Source organism: Pseudomonas sp. VA159-2 (assembly GCF_024126635.1).
GTDB lineage: Bacteria > Pseudomonadota > Gammaproteobacteria > Pseudomonadales > Pseudomonadaceae > Aquipseudomonas > Aquipseudomonas muyukensis.
Window position 1 is genome coordinate 19069 of the sequence record NZ_JAMYBV010000016.1, and the last position, 17159, is coordinate 36227.

The window sequence follows — 17159 nt, forward strand, 5'->3', positions numbered from 1 at the left end:
CTCCTTGATTGCTAATAGCTATTACGGCGGCGCGGGATTATACCCAAAGTAGTAGCCTGGTGATGGCGAATTGCTTCGCACCTTCGGCAGGTTTGCCATCAGTCGGAAAAGCCGGTGGGACGGCGTCGCTCGATGAATTTGTCACGGGATTTTTCATGAAATCTGCCCTTGAGCCTTGAGTGACACAGAGTGGAAGTGAACAATGTTCTCTTTCGTATTTACGTCGAGATTGGCCATGAATTCCCGTTCCCGTCTGTTCGCCTGGCTGCCCGCCTTGTTGCTCGGCCCGCTGCTGGCGCTGTGCAGCGCCCCGACGCTGGCCGAAGCCCCGGCCGATGCGACCAAGGCCCTGCACCTGCTGGACTACATCGGTGCCGACTACCCGCCGACGGTGCGTGACGGCCAGGTGGTGGACGACGGTGAATATCGCGAGCAACAGGAATTTAGCGCTGTGCTGGCCGAGCTGATCGAGGGCCTGCCGGACAACCCCGAGCGAAGCGCGTTGGCGCAGGGCGTGCAGGGCCTGCGCGAGGCCATCGAGCAGCGTCAGGATGGCGCCGGGGTGGCGCGCCAGGCTCGCCAGCTAGGCGCCCGCCTGGCCGTGGCCTACGAGGTCAGCCAGGCCCCGGTGATCACTCCGGATCCGGCCCGTGGCGCCGCGTTGTACGCGCAGAACTGCTCGATCTGCCACGGCGACAGCGGCCTGGGCGACGGCCCGGCCGGCACCGGGCTCGAGCCGCCGCCGGCCAACCTGCGCAGTGTCGAGCGGCTTGACCACCTGAGCCTGTTCGACCTGTACAACACCCTTGGCCTGGGCATCGAAGGCACCGAGATGCCGTCGTTCGCCGACCAGCTCGACGAGCGCCAACGCTGGGACGTGGCGGCCTACATCGCCAGCTTCACCGCCGATCCGCAGGCAGCCAAGAGCGACAAGGCCTGGAACCTTGCCGACCTGGCCCGGCAGACCCCGGCCGAGGTCGCCGCCAGCGAAGGCGCCGGTGCCGTGGCCGCGTTCCGTGCCCAGCGCGCGCAGCCGCCGCAGGCCAAGCGTGGCCCGGCACAACTGCTCGAGTACACCGCCAGCACCCTGGACAAGAGCCTGGCAGCCTACCGCGCCGGCGACCACGACCAGGCCTATGACTTGTCGGTGGCGGCCTACCTGGAAGGCTTCGAGCTGGTGGAAAGCTCGCTCGACAACATCGACACCCAGGCCCGCAAGGACACTGAGAAGAGCTTGATGGCCTACCGCCAGTCGCTGCAGGACGGCCTGCCGGTGGCCCAGGCCGAACAGCGCCTGGCCGAGGCCAAGGCGAAACTGGACGAGGCCGCCAAGCTGCTGGGCAGCGATGGCCTGAGCTGGTCGCTGAGCTACATTTCCGGTCTGCTGATCCTGCTGCGCGAGGGCCTGGAAGCGATCCTGGTACTGGCGGCGATCCTCGCCTTCCTGCGCAATACCGGCCAGCAGTCGGCGGTGCGCAGCGTCAACATCGGCTGGGGCCTGGCGCTGGTCGCCGGCTTCGCCACCTGGGCCTTGGCCGCCTACGTGATCGACGTGGGTGGCGCCCAGCGCGAACTGCTCGAAGGCTGCACCGCGCTGTTCGCCGCGGTGATGGTGCTGTGGCTGGGGGTGTGGATGCACGACCGCCGCCACGCCGCGGCCTGGCAGGACTACATCAAGAGCAGCCTGGTCAGCGGTGGCGGGCGCTTCGGCTTTGCCGTGCTGGCGTTCTTCTCGGTGTACCGCGAGTTGTTCGAGGTGATCCTGTTCTACGAGACCCTGTGGCTGCAGGCCGGGCCCGCCGGGCACCAGGCGGTGCTGGCCGGTGGCGCCACGGCACTGGTGCTGCTGGTGGGCCTGGCCTGGGTGATCCTGCGCGGCTCGGCCAAGCTGCCGCTGTCGCTGTTTTTCAGCATCAACGCGGCGCTGCTGTGCGCGCTGTCGGTGGTGTTCGCCGGGCATGGCGTGAAGGCGCTGCAAGAGGCCGGCGTGCTGGGTACGCGGCCGGTGGCGTTCTTCGAGTTCGATTGGCTGGGCATCCATGCCGATGCCTACTCGTTGAGCGCGCAGGCGCTGGCGCTGCTGGCCATTGTGGTGCTGTACGGACGTAGCCGCCTGGCCGAGAAGCGCCGAGCGGCGGCCACCTGATCATAGAGTAGGGCCGCAAGGCCGCTCCCACAGTGGCCGTGTCCACCTGAGGCCTGGTGTTGCCCCAGTGCAAGACAGTCGCAGCCACAGGCATACTGGTCACTTTGTGGGAGCGGCCTGGTGTCGCGAAAGGAGGGCGCAGCCCTCCCAGCTTTGCGAGGATACGAAAGCAATGCGTGTATGGATCGATGCCGACGCCTGCCCCAAGGCGGCCAAGGACCAGATCGTCAAGTTCGCCCTCAAGCGCAAGCTGGAGGTGGTGATGGTCGCCGGCCAGCCGCAGATCAAGCCGGCCTTCGCCTGCGTGCGGCTGATCGTGGTGCCCAGCGGCATGGACGCGGCTGACGACTACCTGGTAGAGAACGCCGAGCCTGGCGAGTTGGTGATCTGCAGCGACGTGCCGCTGGCCGATCGCTTGATCAAGAAGGGCGTGGCGGCGCTGGACCCGCGCGGCCGCGAGTTCGACGAACGCAACATGGGCGAGCGCCTGGCAGTGCGCAACCTGTTCACCGAGCTGCGCGAGCAGGGCCAGGTCGGGGGCGGGCAGGCCCCTTATGGCGAGCGTGAGAAGCAGGCGTTCGCCAATGCACTGGACCGGATCCTGACCCGCCTGTCCAAAGCCTGACGCTATCGCGCAAGCATTCGCCAAGCCTGTGAGAGCGGCCTGGTGTCGCGATGGGGCGCCTAGCGGCCCGATCTCGGCATTCTGCAAAATCGCCGGGGCCGCTACGCAGCCCATCGCGACACCAGGCCGCTCCCACAGGGACCGCAGCAGCCATGAGGCTGCGCTTTACCTGTAGGCGATGAGGCCGGTACACCCGCATTTATCAGTCGTTCTCGTGGGTCAGCTCCAGCACCCGGTCCACCAGCTTGTAGATGCCGCTGGCGGCTTCGCTGATCGACTTCGCCTCCATGTACGCCGGGGTGGTCACCAGCTTGCGCTGCACATCCTCGACGATGTCATGCACATCGCATTCTTCATGGGTGCCGCCCATCTTCACCACCGCCGCGCTGGTGCCGGCGTCCTTGCCAATGGTGCAGACCACGCCCGGCCCGTAGATCTTCGCCGCCAGCGCCGGCGAAATGCAGATCAGCCCGACCGGCTTGCAGGCATCGGCGAAGGCTTCGGCCAGGGCCAGCACATCCGGCTGCACGCTGCAGTTGGCGCCCTCGACGGCAAAGTTCGAAAGGTTCTTCGCCGCGCCGAAACCGCCGGGCACGATCAGCGCGTCGAAGTCCTCGACCTTGGCTTCGCGAATATCCTTCACCGCGCCACGGGCGATGCGCGCCGACTCCACCAGCACATTGCGCGACTCGGGCATCTGCTCCCCGGTCAGGTGGTCGATCACATGCATCTGCGCGATGTTCGGCGCGAAGCACTGCACCTGGGCGCCACGCTGATCCAGGCGCAGCAGGGTGATCACGCTTTCGTGGATTTCGGCGCCGTCGTACACGCCGCAACCGGACAGAATCACCGCAACTTTTTTCGTCATGCTCAATACTCCAGTGTCGAGGCACTAAATGTCCTCTAGTTTGGCAGATGTATCCATGGGATTTGCCCTGCAGGCGACCTAATCTTCGTGGATAACCTTGGAGGTGGCCGTTCATGGACCTGATTCTGCTGGCCGTGCCGTTCTTCTTCGTGCTGATCGCGGTCGAGCTGATCGCCGACCGCGTGCGCGGGCGGCACAACTACCAGCTCGCCGACTCGATCAACAGCCTCAGTACCGGCGCGCTGTCCACCAGCACCGGGCTGCTGACCAAAGGCGTGGGCTTGGTTACTTACGCCGTGGCCTGGGAGCACCTGGCCCTGTTGCGCTTGCCCGTCGATGCCTGGTGGACCTGGGTGTTCGCCTTCGTGCTCTACGACCTGTGCTACTACTGGCTGCACCGCCTCGGGCACGAGCGCAACGTGCTGTGGGCGGCGCACTCGGTGCACCACCAGAGCGAGGAGTACAACCTCACCACCGCCCTGCGCCAGACCAGCAGCGGCTTCATCTTCTCGTGGATCTTCTACCTGCCGCTGGCGTTGCTGGGCGTGCCGCCGCTGGTGTTCATCACCGTGGCCTCGCTGAACCTGCTGTACCAGTTCTGGGTGCACACCCGGCACGTGCCCAAGCTGGGCTGGCTCGAGTGGATGTTCATCACGCCGTCCAACCATCGCGTCCACCATGCGCAGAATCCTGTGTACTTGGATCGCAACTACGGTGGCGTGTTCATAATCTGGGATCGGCTGTTCGGCACCTTCCAGGAAGAGGACGAACGTGAGCCGGTGATCTTCGGCGTGACCACGCCGCTGGCCAGCTGGAACCCTTTGTGGGCCAACCTGCAGTTCTATGCCCAGCTGTGGCACGACGCCCGGCGTGCCGGCAGTTGGTGGGACAAGCTGCGCATCTGGTTCATGCCCACCGGCTGGCGCCCGGCGGACGTGGCGGCGGCTTATCCACAGGCCAAGCAGGACCTGGCAGGCTTTCGCAAGTTCGCCATCCCGCTGGGTGGCGCGCAGCAGCTGTACGTGACGGCGCAGTTCGCGGTCTATGTGGCGTTGGGCAGTTACTTGATGGATTCGGCCGAGCGGCTATCGCCTGCGGCCCTGGTACTGGGCTGGGCGCTGATGGCGTTCGGCTTGTTCGTGCTGGGCGCGGCGCTGGAGGACCGGCCCTGGGCGCGGCGCCTGGAGTGGCTGCGGCTGCTGTCGAATGCGCCGGCCCTGTACCTGGCCGGCGTGCTGGGCTTAGCGCTGGTCACGCCCCTGTCCTGGCTGTTGCTCCTGGGCTACAGCTTGCTCAGCCTCGGCGGCCTGGTTCTGTGCCGCCGCGCGACGCTCGGCGCGGCTGTTGCGAAAACGCCGGCGCAGCCACAGCAGCAGGCCCAGCACCAGCAGGCCGCCGAGCACCCATAGCTCGTATTTCTTGATGCTGCCCAGCATGCCTTCGAGGATCGCGCCGAAGTGGTAGGCGGCCAGGCCCAGCGCCAACGCCCACACCGCGGCGCCGATACCGTTGAGCAGCAGGTAGCGGCGTGGCGGGTAGCCGGACAGGCCGATGGCCACCGGCATCACCGTGCGCAGGCCGTAGACGAAGCGAAAGCTCAGCACCCAGATGTCCGGGTGGCGGCGGATGTGTTCCAGCGCGCGGTCGCCCATGGCCTGCCAGCGTGGCTTGCGGGCGAGGATCTTGCGCCCGTGACGGCGGCCCATGAAGTACCACAGCTGGTCGCCGGCGTAGCTGCCACAGAAGGCCACCAGCACCACCAGCTTGATATCCATGTACTCGCGGAACGCAAGAAACCCCGCGAGCACCAGGATGGTCTCGCCTTCGAAGAACGTGCCGAGAAAAAGGGCAAAGTAGCCGAAATCGTTCAGGAATTGTTGAAGCATTTTCTGGCGTGCTGGCGAAATGAACGCGCAGCCTACCCCTTCGGGCGCGTTGGGGAAAGTGTCCAAATGTGTCTCGACGTGAACATTTCCTACAAGGACAATGACTGCGGCCACAAGTCGCAGGGTTGCCTCAGGGCGTAACACAGGCGTCATAATGGCCGCTTATAACTGTCGCGCTAGCCCGCCTGCGCGGGCTCAGGAGTCTGCCGTGAGCTTTACCCCCGCCAATCGTCTGTTTCCTGCTACCCGTCTGCGTCGCAACCGCCGCGACGAATTTTCCCGTCGCCTGGTTCGCGAAAACACCCTGACCGTCGATGACCTGATCCTCCCGGTATTCGTCCTCGACGGCGACAACCGCCGTGAGGAAGTGCCGTCCATGCCGGGCGTCGAGCGCCTGTCGATCGACCTGCTGCTGGAGGCCGCGCAGGGCTGGGTGGAGCTGGGTATCCCGGCGTTGGCGCTGTTCCCGGTGACCCCGACCGAGAAGAAATCCCTCGACGGCGCCGAAGCCTGGAACCCGGACGGCATCGCCCAGCGCGCCACCCGTGCCCTGCGCGCGCGCTTCCCGGAACTGGGGGTGATCACCGACGTCGCCCTCGACCCGTTCACCACCCACGGCCAGGACGGCATCCTCGATGAAGAGGGCTACGTGCAGAACGACATCACCGTCGACGCCCTGGTGCGCCAGGCCCTGTCCCATGCCGACGCCGGCGCCCAGGTGGTGGCCCCCTCGGACATGATGGACGGCCGCCTCGGTGCGATCCGCGAAGCGCTGGAACTGGCCGGCCACGTCAACGTGCGCATCATGGCCTATTCGGCCAAGTACGCCAGCGCCTACTATGGCCCGTTCCGCGACGCGGTCGGCTCGGCGCTGAACCTGGGCAAGGCCAACAAGGCCTCCTACCAGATGGACCCGGCCAACAGCGACGAGGCCCTGCACGAAGTGGCCACCGACCTGGCCGAAGGCGCCGACATGGTCATGGTCAAGCCGGGCATGCCGTACCTGGACATCGTTCACCGGGTCAAGACCGAGTTCAAGGTGCCGACCTTCGTCTACCAGGTCAGCGGCGAGTACGCCATGCACATGGCGGCGATCCAGAACGGCTGGCTCAGCGAGGCCGTGATCCTCGAATCCCTCACCGCTTTCAAACGGGCAGGCGCCGATGGCATCCTGACCTATTTCGCCGTGCGTGCCGCTCAATTGATGAGAGGGCAATAACGCCTTCCCAGGAACGTCAGATGAATAACGAAGTGCTCACCCCTGTCGCGATCAAGGATGCCCAGGCCGTGCCCGAAGAAATGGTGCAGACCCCGCCGGACCTGCCGGTCGCCGCTCAGCCGGAGGCCGTGGCCGAAGCCGCGCCCCCCGCGCCGGCGCCAGCCCCGGCGATCGCCGTGCCGAGCCTGGACGACAGCAGCCTGTACATTCATCGCGAGCTCTCGCAGCTGCAGTTCAACATCCGCGTGCTGGAACAGGCGCTGGACGAGTCCTACCCGCTGCTCGAGCGCTTGAAGTTCCTGCTGATCTTCTCCAGCAACCTCGACGAGTTCTTCGAGATCCGCGTAGCGGGCCTGAAGAAACAGATCAACTTCGCCCGCGAACAGGCCGGCGCCGACGGCTTGCAGCCGCATCAGGCGCTGGCGCGGATCAGCGAGCTGGTGCACCTGGAAGTGGATCGCCAGTATGCGATCCTCAACGACGTGCTGCTGCCGGAGCTGGAGAAGCATGCCATTCGCTTCATTCGTCGCCGCTACTGGACGCCCAAGCTCAAGACCTGGGTGCGGCGCTTCTTCCGTGACGAGATCGCGCCGATCATCACCCCGATCGGCCTCGACCCGACCCACCCGTTCCCCCTGCTGGTGAACAAGAGCCTCAACTTCATCGTCGAGCTCGAGGGGGTCGACGCCTTCGGCCGCGACTCGGGCCTGGCGATCATCCCGGCGCCGCGCCTGCTGCCGCGGGTAATTCGCGTACCGGAAGAGGTCGGTGGCCCCGGCGACAACTATGTGTTCCTGTCGTCGATGATCCACGCCCACGCCGACGACCTGTTCCAGGGCATGAAGGTCAAGGGTTGCTACCAGTTCCGCCTGACCCGCAACGCCGACCTGGCGCTGGATTCCGAGGAGGTCGACGACCTCGCCCGGGCCCTGCGTGGCGAGCTGTTCTCCCGGCGCTACGGCGATGCGGTGCGCCTGGAGGTGGCCGATACCTGCCCGAAACACCTGTCGGACTACCTGCTCAAGCAGTTCAGCCTGAGCGAGAGCGAGCTGTACCAGGTCAATGGTCCGGTCAACCTGACTCGCCTGTTCAGCATCACCGGGCTCGACAGCCATCCGGAGCTGCAGTACACGCCGTTCACCCCGGCGATCCCCAAGCTGCTGCAGAACGCCGACAACATCTTCAGCGTCATCGGCAAGCAGGACATCCTGCTGATGCACCCGTTCGAGTCCTTCACCCCGGTGATCGACCTGCTGCGCCAGGCTGCCAAGGACCCGCACGTGCTTGCCGTGCGCCAGACCCTGTACCGCTCCGGGGCCAACTCGGAGATCGTCGACGCCCTGGTGGACGCGGCGCGTAACGGCAAGGAGGTCACCGCGGTGATCGAACTGCGCGCGCGCTTCGACGAAGAGTCCAACCTGCAGATGGCCAGCCGCCTGCAAGCGGCCGGCGCGGTGGTGATCTACGGCGTGGTCGGCTTCAAGACCCACGCCAAGATGATGCTGATCCTGCGCCGCGAGCAGGGCGAGATCGTCCGTTACGCGCACCTGGGTACCGGCAACTACCACGCCGGCAACGCCCGCCTATATACCGACTACAGCCTGCTGACCTCCGACGACGCCCTCACCGAGGACGTCGGCAAGCTGTTCAGCCAGCTGATCGGCATGGGCAAGACCCTGCGCATGAAAAAGCTCCTGCACGCCCCCTTCACCCTGAAGAAAGGCATGCTCGACATGATCGCCCGGGAGACCCAGTTCGCCCTGGAAGGCAAGCCGGCGCACATCATCGCCAAGTTCAACTCGCTGACCGACGCCAAGATCATCAAGGCGCTGTACAAGGCCAGCCAGTCGGGCGTGCGCATCGACCTGGTGGTGCGTGGCATGTGCTGCCTGCGTCCGGGCATCCCGGGGGTGTCGCACAACATCCATGTGCGCTCGATCATCGGTCGCTTCCTCGAGCACACCCGGGTGTTCTACTTCCTCAATGGCGGCGAGGAGCAGATCTACCTGTCCAGCGCCGACTGGATGGAGCGCAACCTCGACAAGCGCGTGGAGACCTGCTTCCCGGTGGAGGGCAAGAAGTTGCTGCTACGGGTGAAGAAGGAGCTGGAAGGGTACCTCACCGACAACACCCAGGCCTGGAGCCTGCAGCCGGACGGGCGCTACGTGCGCAGCACGCCGACCGGCAACCAGAACCCGCGCAGCGCCCAGGCGACGCTGCTGGAGCGGCTGAGCAACCCGGTGTTGAACGTACGCTAGATGGATTGCGGGGGCCGCTTTGCGGCCCTTTCGCGACACAAGGCCGCTCCTACAGGGAATCGCGATCGGCTGTAGGAGCGGCCTTGTGTCGCGAAAGGGGCGCGTAGCGGCCCCATGGGCCCTTCAGCGCACGCTAAGCACGAAGTTGACCCGCGTCAGCCATTCCGCCTCGTTGGCGAAGTCGGCCTGGGTCAACTGGTTCTGTTCCAGCCAGCCCTCGGGGAAAACCACTTCCAGGCTGTTGTCGCCGGCCTGCAACACCACCTTGGGCATCTGCTGGGTGCCGCGGATATGGTGGAACAGGATGGCGAAGCGCAGCAGCACGCATAGGCGGATCAGCTTGGTGCCTTCGTCGCCGAACTCGGCGAACTTGTCCTTGGGGATGTTGCGGCGGTGGCCGCGCACCAGCAAGGCCATCATCTGCTGGTCCTCGCGGGAGAAGCCGGACAGGTCGGAGTGCTCGATCAGGTAGGCGCCGTGCTTGTGGTAGTGGTAATGGGCGATATCCAGCCCGATTTCGTGAATTTTCGCCGCCCAACCCAGCAGATCGCGCCAGTTTCCCTCCTCCAGGTCCCAGGCCTTGGCCACCTGGTCGAAGGCATGCAGCGCCTTGCGCTCGACCCGAGCCGCCTGGCCCTGGTCGACGTGGTAACGCTCCATCAGCGAATTCAGGGTACGTTCACGCACGTCTTCATGGTGATGACGGCCCAGCAGGTCGAACAGCACGCCTTCGCGCAGGGCGCCGTCGCAGTGGTCCATGCGCGTCAGTTCCAGGGCATCGAAGATCGCCTCGAGGATCGCCAGGCCCGCCGGGAAGATGGTGCGCCGGTCAGGCTTGACCCCTTCGAAGTCGATCTTGTCGGTCTCGCCGAGCTTGAACAGCTTGCGCTTGAGCGCCGCCAGGCCCTCGGCGTTGACCTCGCCGCTGCCCTGGCCCATGGCCTTGATCGCCGCGGCGATGGCACGGATGGACCCGGACGAGCCGATGGCCTCGTCCCAGGTCAGGCGGTGCAGGGCGTTCTCGATGCTCATCAGCTCCAGGCGTGCGGCGGTGTAGGCCTGGGCATAGCGCGCCGGGGTGATCTTGCCGTCGCGGAAGTAACGCTGGGTGAAGCTCACGCAGCCCATCTGCAGGCTTTCGCGCAGCAGCGGCTCGAAGCGCTGGCCGATGATGAACTCGGTGCTGCCGCCGCCGATATCGGCGACCAGGCGCTTGCCAGGGGTGTCGGCCAGGGTGTGCGAGACCCCCAGGTAGATCAAGCGCGCCTCTTCACGGCCGGAGATGACCTCCACCGGGTGGCCGAGGATGGCCTCGGCGCGCTGGATGAATTCGTTGCGGTTGCGCGCTTCGCGCAGGGCGTTGGTGCCGACGATGCGCACCGAGCCGGCCGGCATGCCGTTGATCAGCTGGGCGAAGCGCTTGAGGCATTCGAGCCCGCGCTGCATGGCCTCTTCGCTGAGCCGGCGCTCATCGTCGATACCGGCGGCCAGCTGCACTTTTTCCCCGAGCCTCTCGAGAATGCGGATTTCCGTGTGATGGGCCTTGGCCACGACCATGTGGAAACTGTTGGAGCCAAGGTCGATGGCGGCGATCAGGGACAGGTTCTTCGCGGTGGTTTGCGGCATGATCTGCAAGTTCTCGGTCGTTAACCCGGCAATCGTGCCACGATCATCGGCATACGCCAACGCGCGGCACTGCAAGGCTTGATGCATGGCAATGTCATAGCAATGTTATGACCGTGACATGACGGTTTCGATTCGTGGCATCTTGCACAACTATAGATACACTCAATCGTCTGTGGCTTCCTGTAGGACGAGGGTGCGGCTATGATGGGCAACGTTTTTTTGCTTACGACCTGGAGATATCCATGAGCAGCGATCTTATCAAACATGTCACCGACGCCAGCTTCGAAGCCGACGTACTCAAGGCTGAGGGCGCGGTGCTGGTCGACTACTGGGCTGAATGGTGCGGCCCATGCAAGATGATCGCGCCGGTACTGGACGACATCGCCACCGAGTATGCAGGCAAGGTGACCATCGCCAAGCTGAACATCGACGAAAACGACCAGACCCCGGCCAAGCACGGCGTGCGCGGTATCCCGACGCTGATGCTGTTCAAGAACGGCAACGTCGAGGCGACCAAGGTCGGCGCGCTGTCCAAATCGCAGCTCAAGGCGTTCCTCGACGCCAGCCTGTGATGTGAACAAGCCCCGCAAATGCGGGGCTTTTCTTTACCTGTCGTAGGCAAATTCCTTGTTGTGCACCGCGCCGCGGGCTCAGGCCCATCCAGGCGGATAGCCCCGGAAATCAGTGGGCAAAACCACTAGACGTCGAAAAAAGCAAGTGTTACATTCGGCCTCGCACTGCTTCTCCAGTGCCCTCTGCACGCCGTCGCCGAAGCATCCCTAATTCGAATCAGTACGCGATCCTGTCGCCATCTAGCGGCGCGGCCTCATTAAGCCACATGCTTAATTTTTCCCTTCCTTACATGATTACGTCACTCCCCTTATGAACCTGACAGAACTCAAGCAAAAGCCGATTACCGATCTTTTGGAAATGGCCGAACAGATGGGCATCGAAAACATGGCCCGTTCGCGCAAACAGGACGTGATTTTCGCCCTGCTGAAAAAGCACGCGAAAAGCGGCGAAGAGATCTCGGGTGACGGCGTGCTGGAGATTCTCCAGGATGGTTTCGGTTTCCTGCGTTCGGCGGATGCCTCGTACCTGGCCGGCCCTGACGACATCTACGTTTCGCCCAGCCAGATCCGCCGTTTCAACCTGCGCACCGGCGACACCATCGTCGGCAAGATCCGCCCACCGAAAGAAGGCGAGCGTTACTTCGCGCTGCTGAAGGTCGACACCATCAACTTCGACCGTCCGGAAAACGCCAAGAACAAGATCCTGTTCGAAAACCTGACGCCGCTGTTCCCCAACAAGCGCCTGAAGATGGAAGCGGGCAACGGTTCCACCGAGGACCTCACCGGTCGTGTCATCGACCTCTGCGCCCCCATCGGCAAGGGCCAGCGTGGCCTGATCGTCGCACCGCCCAAGGCCGGTAAGACCATCATGCTGCAGAACATCGCGGCCAACATCACCCGTAACAACCCCGAGTGCCACCTGATCGTCCTGCTGATCGACGAGCGCCCGGAAGAAGTGACCGAGATGCAGCGCACCGTGCGCGGCGAAGTGGTCGCCTCGACCTTCGACGAGCCGCCGACCCGCCACGTGCAGGTTGCCGAAATGGTCATCGAGAAGGCCAAGCGCCTGGTCGAGCACAAGAAGGACGTGGTCATCCTGCTCGACTCCATCACCCGTCTGGCGCGTGCCTACAACACCGTGATCCCGAGCTCCGGCAAGGTGCTGACCGGTGGTGTCGACGCCCACGCCCTGGAAAAGCCCAAGCGCTTCTTCGGTGCCGCGCGTAACATCGAGGAAGGCGGCTCGCTGACCATCATCGCCACCGCGCTGGTCGAAACCGGCTCGAAGATGGACGAAGTGATCTACGAAGAGTTCAAGGGTACCGGCAACATGGAGCTGCCGCTGGACCGCCGCATCGCCGAGAAGCGCGTGTTCCCGGCCATCAACATCAACAAGTCCGGTACCCGCCGCGAAGAGCTGCTGACCGCCGATGACGAACTGCAGCGCATGTGGATCCTGCGCAAGCTGCTGCACCCGATGGACGAGATCGCCGCCATCGAGTTCCTGGTCGACAAGCTCAAGCAGACCAAGACCAACGACGAGTTCTTCCTGTCGATGAAGCGTAAGTAAGCTTCCCGCCCAGGCATTGAATGGGGCTGCTTTGCAGCCCATCGCCGGCAAGCCGGCTCCTACACGAACCCTGTAGGAGCCGGTTTGCCGGCGATGGGGCGCGAAGCGGCCCCATTTCATTTTTGCCCCAACGCACGGCCGAACGGCGCTACACTCTGCACCCCGACCGATACGCCCAACACGAGGCCCTTGCATGCAGTATCGCGACTTGCGCGACTTCATCCGTGGCCTGGAACAGCGCGGTGAACTCAAGCGCATCCAGGTTCCCATCTCCCCTGTACTGGAAATGACCGAAGTCTGCGACCGCACCCTGCGCGCCAAGGGCCCGGCCTTGCTGTTCGAAAAGCCCACCGGCTTCGACATCCCGGTACTGGGCAACCTGTTCGGCACCCCCGAGCGCGTGGCCATGGGCATGGGCGCCGAGTCCACCGCCGAGCTGCGCGAAATCGGCAAGCTGCTGGCGTTCCTCAAGGAACCCGAGCCGCCGAAGGGCCTCAAGGATGCCTGGTCGAAGCTGCCGATCTTCAAGAAGGTCGTGTCGATGGCGCCCAAGGTGGTCAAGGATGCCGTGTGCCAGGAAGTGGTGGTCGAGGGCGACGACGTCGACCTTGGCCAGTTGCCGATCCAACACTGCTGGCCGGGCGACGTGGCGCCGCTGATCACCTGGGGCCTGACCGTGACCCGCGGGCCGAACAAGGAGCGCCAGAACCTCGGCATCTACCGCCAGCAGGTGATCGGCCGCAACAAGGTGATCATGCGCTGGCTGAGCCACCGGGGCGGCGCGCTGGACTACCGCGAGTGGTGCCAGAAGCACCCCGGGCAACCCTTCCCGGTGGCCGTGGCCCTGGGCGCCGACCCTGCGACCATCCTCGGCGCCGTGACCCCGGTGCCGGACACCCTGTCCGAATACGCCTTTGCCGGCCTGCTGCGGGGCAACCGCACGGAGTTGGTCAAGTGCCGCGGCAGCGACCTGCAGGTGCCGGCCACCGCCGAGATCATCCTCGAGGGGGTCATCCACCCCGGCGAAATGGCCCCGGAAGGGCCATACGGCGACCATACCGGCTACTACAACGAAGTGGACAGCTTCCCGGTGTTCACCGTCGAGCGCATCACCCACCGGCACAAGCCGATCTACCACAGCACCTACACCGGCCGGCCGCCGGATGAGCCGGCGATCCTCGGCGTGGCGCTGAACGAAGTGTTCGTGCCGATCCTGCAAAAGCAGTTCCCCGAGATCACCGACTTCTACCTGCCGCCGGAAGGCTGCTCGTACCGCATGGCGGTGGTGACCATGAAGAAGCAGTACCCGGGCCACGCCAAGCGCGTGATGTTGGGTGTGTGGTCGTTCCTGCGACAGTTCATGTACACCAAGTTCGTTATCGTAACCGACGACGATATCAACGCCCGCGACTGGAACGATGTGATCTGGGCCATCACCACGCGCATGGACCCCAAGCGTGATACGGTGATGATCGACAACACCCCGATCGACTACCTCGACTTCGCGTCGCCGGTATCGGGGCTGGGGTCGAAGATGGGCCTGGATGCCACCCACAAGTGGCCGGGCGAGACTACACGCGAATGGGGTCGGGTCATCGTCAAGGACGAGGCCGTCACCCGCCGTATCGATGAGTTGTGGGACCAGTTGGGAATAGATTGATGCAGGTAACCTTGCAGCCTTCCGGGGCGGTACTGGCGGTCGAACCGGGTGAAAGGATTCTGGATGCCGCGCGGCGCCTGGGCTACGACTGCCCGAACAGCTGCCGCAACGGTAACTGCCACGTGTGTGCCGCGCTGCTGGTCGAAGGCCGTGTGCGCCAGGAAGGCCAGGTCCGCGACCACGGCGAGCTGTTCACCTGCATCGCCGAGCCGCTGGAGGACTGCGTGTTGCTGTGGGATGGTGTGCTGGCCCTGGGCGAGCTGCCGGTGCGCAAGCTGGCCTGTACCCTGAGCGAGTGCCGCGAGGTCGGTGGCGACGTCTGGCGCGTGCGCCTGCGCGCGCCGGCCGGCAAGGTGCCGCGCTATCACGCCGGGCAGTACCTGATGATCGAGCGCGAGGGCATGGACCAGGCAGCGTTCTCCCTGGCCTCGGCGCCCCATGGCGGGCGCGACCTCGAGCTGCATGTGCTGGCCCGCGAAAGCAGCGCGGTGCAGTTGATCGAGCAGTTGCAGCGCACTGGCATCGCCCGGGTCGAGCTGCCGTTTGGCGACGCCCACCTGGCCGAACTGCCCGATGGCCCGTTGGTGCTGATTGCCGCGGGCACCGGCATGGGCCAGATGCACAGCCTGGTCGAGCACTGCCGGGCCAAGGGCTTCAAGCACCCGGTGCACCTGTACTGGGGCGTGCGCCGGCCCGAGGACTTCTACCAGATCGAGCACTGGGACGAGTGGGAGCGCCAGCCGAACCTGTTCCTGCACAAGGTGGTCAGCGACCTGTGCGCTTGGGAAGGGCGTTGCGGCCTGTTGCACGAAGCGGTGTGCGAGGACATCGCCGACCTCAACCAGGTGCATGTCTACGCCAGCGGCTCGCCGAACATGGTCTATGCCACCCTCGATGCCCTGGTCGAGGCGGGTATGGATGCCCATCGCATGCGTGCCGACGTGTTTGCCTACGCACCACGCGGGTGAAACAACCCGGCACGCTGCAAGGGCGTGCCGGTTTTAATAACCAAGTGTTTTGCGCTTGATTATAGGGCGGGGATTGTTACCGGTGCCGGTAATAAGTTTCGCTATACTCGGACTATTAGTTTCCGTTCAGCGGATGCTTTAATGAAATCCTGTTTTCGGGGTTGAGTGCAAAGTGCGTTCTGCCTTAGGTTAGGCGCAACGCCCAGCGCGGGGCACGCCTGCTCCCACGCGGTTCTGCTGGGCCTTCGTGGGGGCGGGCTTGGCCCGCGAAAGCCGCCGAACAGATACGGCAATACTGCACTTTAGTAGTTCACAGGAAATAATGGCGGCAGCTCATGTCGACACTTGAAAGTTCATCCTGGCAAGTCTCCTATCCGCCGTCGCTGGACTTCGGCCAACAACTCACCGCCGAACAACTGCAACGCTCGATGCAGGACACCATGTCCCAGCACGAAGGCGGCCCGGTCTGGCTGTTCGCCTATGGTTCATTGATCTGGCGCCCTGAATGCCAGTCGGTGGAGCGCCAGCGGGCGCGGGTGCATGGCTATCACCGTGGCCTGTACCTGTGGTCCCACGAGCACCGCGGCACGCCGGAGTGCCCGGGGCTGGTGTTCGGCCTGGATCGCGGTGGCTCGTGCAGCGGCTTCGCCTTCCGCCTGGATGAGCACAACCTGCACGACTCGCTCATGGCCCTGTGGCAGCGCGAGATGCCTTACCCGGCCTATCGTCCGCACTGGCTCAGCTGCCGCCTGGGCGATGGCAGCAAGGTGCAGGCGTTGGGCTTCGTGCTGGAGCGGCACCTGCCGTGCTACGCCGGCAACCTGCCGGATACCCTGCTCAGCCAGATACTCGCCAGCGCCAAGGGGCGCTACGGCAGCACCCGGGATTATGTCGAGCAGACCCTCAACGCCCTGCGCAGCCACCAGATGCCCGATCGCAACCTGGAAGCGCGCTTTCGCCGCTGCCACAACCTGCGCGAGGCCTAGTGCGGCTGCCGGTCAGTCCTGGGCGGCGGCGGTGCCGAGGAACTTGCGCAGGAACTGCCGAGTGCGCTCCTCCTGTGGGTTGGCGAACAACGCCTTGGCCTCGCCTTGCTCGACGATCACCCCCTTGTCGAAGAAGATCACCCGGTTGGCCACGTCGCGGGCGAAGCTCATCTCGTGGGTGACGATGATCATGGTGCGCTTTTCCTCGGCCAGGCCGCGGATGGTCGCCAGCACCTCGCCCACCAGCTCGGGGTCGAGCGCCGAGGTGGGCTCGTCGAACAGGATCACCTCCGGCTCCATGGCCAGGGCGCGGGCGATGGCCACCCGTTGCTGCTGACCACCGGACAGGCGCCGTGGATAGGCGTCTTCCTTGCCCGCCAGGCCGACCTTGGCCAGCAAGCGCTTGCCCAGCTCGATGGCTGTGTCCCGTGGGGTCTTCTTGACGATAACCGGCCCTTCGATGACGTTCTCCAGGGCGGTGCGGTGGGGGAACAGGTTGAAGTTCTGGAACACGAACCCGGCCTGCTGGCGCAGGCGTCGAATCGCCCCTTGCTGGCTGCCCAGCGGGCGGTTGGCGTCGATGCTGATATCACCGATCTGGATCCGTCCGGCATCGGGCGTCTCCAGCAGGTTCAGGCAGCGCAGGAAGGTGGTCTTGCCCGAGCCGCTGGGGCCGATGATGGCCACCACTTCGCCGGGCTGCACAGTCAGGTCGATGCCCTTGAGCACGGTCTGGCCCTTGAACTGCTTGGTCAGGCCTTCTACTACGATCATC

At 64.7% G+C, this 17159-nt stretch carries 13 protein-coding genes and 1 pseudogene; 10 read left to right on the forward strand and 4 right to left on the reverse strand.

The features are described 5' to 3' along the window. The first annotated feature begins 202 nt into the window (after positions 1-202). Together NJG22_RS16470 and NJG22_RS16475 are read left to right on the forward strand one after the other, a co-directional pair. Positions 203-2146, forward strand: coding sequence for an FTR1 family protein (locus NJG22_RS16470; protein WP_253095986.1), 1944 nt, complete (start codon positions 203-205; stop codon positions 2144-2146). Between the two features lie 172 nt (positions 2147-2318). Further along, complete coding sequence (locus NJG22_RS16475) at positions 2319-2771, forward strand: YaiI/YqxD family protein (protein ID WP_217851844.1); 453 nt, start codon at positions 2319-2321, stop codon at positions 2769-2771. 202 nt (positions 2772-2973) lie between these two features. Here NJG22_RS16475 and elbB read toward each other — a convergent pair whose 3' ends face one another. Then, positions 2974-3639 carry an isoprenoid biosynthesis glyoxalase ElbB gene (gene elbB, locus NJG22_RS16480; RefSeq protein ID WP_217851846.1) on the reverse strand — a complete coding sequence of 222 codons (666 nt, stop codon included), beginning with the start codon at positions 3637-3639 and terminating at the stop codon, positions 2974-2976. Positions 3640-3752: 113 nt separating this feature from the next. Between elbB and NJG22_RS16485 the strand changes: the two are divergent. Further along, positions 3753-4379 (forward strand): annotated as a pseudogene (locus NJG22_RS16485) (sterol desaturase family protein); the annotation flags it as partial. 501 nt (positions 4380-4880) lie between these two features. Here NJG22_RS16485 and NJG22_RS16490 read toward each other — a convergent pair. Further along, a complete protein-coding gene (locus NJG22_RS16490; protein ID WP_253095988.1) occupies positions 4881-5525 on the reverse strand; it encodes a DedA family protein in 645 nt (214 codons plus the stop codon). Between the two features lie 208 nt (positions 5526-5733). On the opposite strand from NJG22_RS16490, the gene hemB reads away from it, so the two are divergent. Then, on the forward strand, positions 5734-6744 hold the full coding sequence (gene hemB, locus NJG22_RS16495; RefSeq protein WP_217851851.1) for a porphobilinogen synthase: 1011 nt from the start codon (positions 5734-5736) through the stop codon (positions 6742-6744). A 20-nt stretch (positions 6745-6764) separates the two neighbouring features. Continuing rightward, positions 6765-9002 (forward strand): polyphosphate kinase 1, encoded by a 2238-nt coding sequence (ppk1, locus tag NJG22_RS16500; RefSeq protein ID WP_253095990.1) that lies wholly within the window; start codon positions 6765-6767, stop codon positions 9000-9002. A 123-nt stretch (positions 9003-9125) separates the two neighbouring features. Here the strand turns inward: ppk1 and ppx are convergent, their stop codons facing one another. Further along, a complete protein-coding gene (gene ppx / locus NJG22_RS16505) occupies positions 9126-10628 on the reverse strand; it encodes an exopolyphosphatase (protein WP_253096116.1) in 1503 nt (500 codons plus the stop codon). 242 nt (positions 10629-10870) lie between these two features. Here ppx and trxA point away from each other — a divergent pair, with 242 nt between their 5' ends. The 5 genes from trxA (at position 10871) to NJG22_RS16530 (ending at position 16384) form a co-directional block, all read left to right on the forward strand. Further along, positions 10871-11200: a thioredoxin TrxA gene (gene trxA, locus NJG22_RS16510; RefSeq protein WP_253095992.1), complete on the forward strand. Its 330-nt coding sequence runs from the start codon at positions 10871-10873 to the stop codon at positions 11198-11200. Between the two features lie 310 nt (positions 11201-11510). After that, positions 11511-12770 carry a transcription termination factor Rho gene (gene rho / locus NJG22_RS16515; protein WP_011536308.1) on the forward strand — a complete coding sequence of 420 codons (1260 nt, stop codon included), beginning with the start codon at positions 11511-11513 and terminating at the stop codon, positions 12768-12770. Positions 12771-12963: 193 nt separating this feature from the next. Further along, the gene (ubiD, locus tag NJG22_RS16520; protein ID WP_253095994.1) at positions 12964-14430 is read left to right on the forward strand and encodes a 4-hydroxy-3-polyprenylbenzoate decarboxylase; all 1467 of its coding nucleotides are present in this window, start codon (positions 12964-12966) and stop codon (positions 14428-14430) included. Beyond that, positions 14430-15398 carry a CDP-6-deoxy-delta-3,4-glucoseen reductase gene (locus NJG22_RS16525; RefSeq protein WP_253095996.1) on the forward strand — a complete coding sequence of 323 codons (969 nt, stop codon included), beginning with the start codon at positions 14430-14432 and terminating at the stop codon, positions 15396-15398. The genes ubiD and NJG22_RS16525 overlap by 1 nt, the downstream gene beginning before the upstream one ends. Before the next feature lie 335 nt (positions 15399-15733). Continuing rightward, positions 15734-16384, forward strand: a complete 651-nt coding sequence (locus NJG22_RS16530) for a gamma-glutamylcyclotransferase (protein WP_253095999.1) — start codon at positions 15734-15736, stop codon at positions 16382-16384. Positions 16385-16396: 12 nt separating this feature from the next. Here NJG22_RS16530 and tcyN read toward each other — a convergent pair whose 3' ends face one another. Next, positions 16397-17158 (reverse strand): L-cystine ABC transporter ATP-binding protein TcyN, encoded by a 762-nt coding sequence (gene tcyN, locus NJG22_RS16535; RefSeq protein WP_253096001.1) that lies wholly within the window; start codon positions 17156-17158, stop codon positions 16397-16399. Position 17159 lies beyond the last annotated feature (1 nt).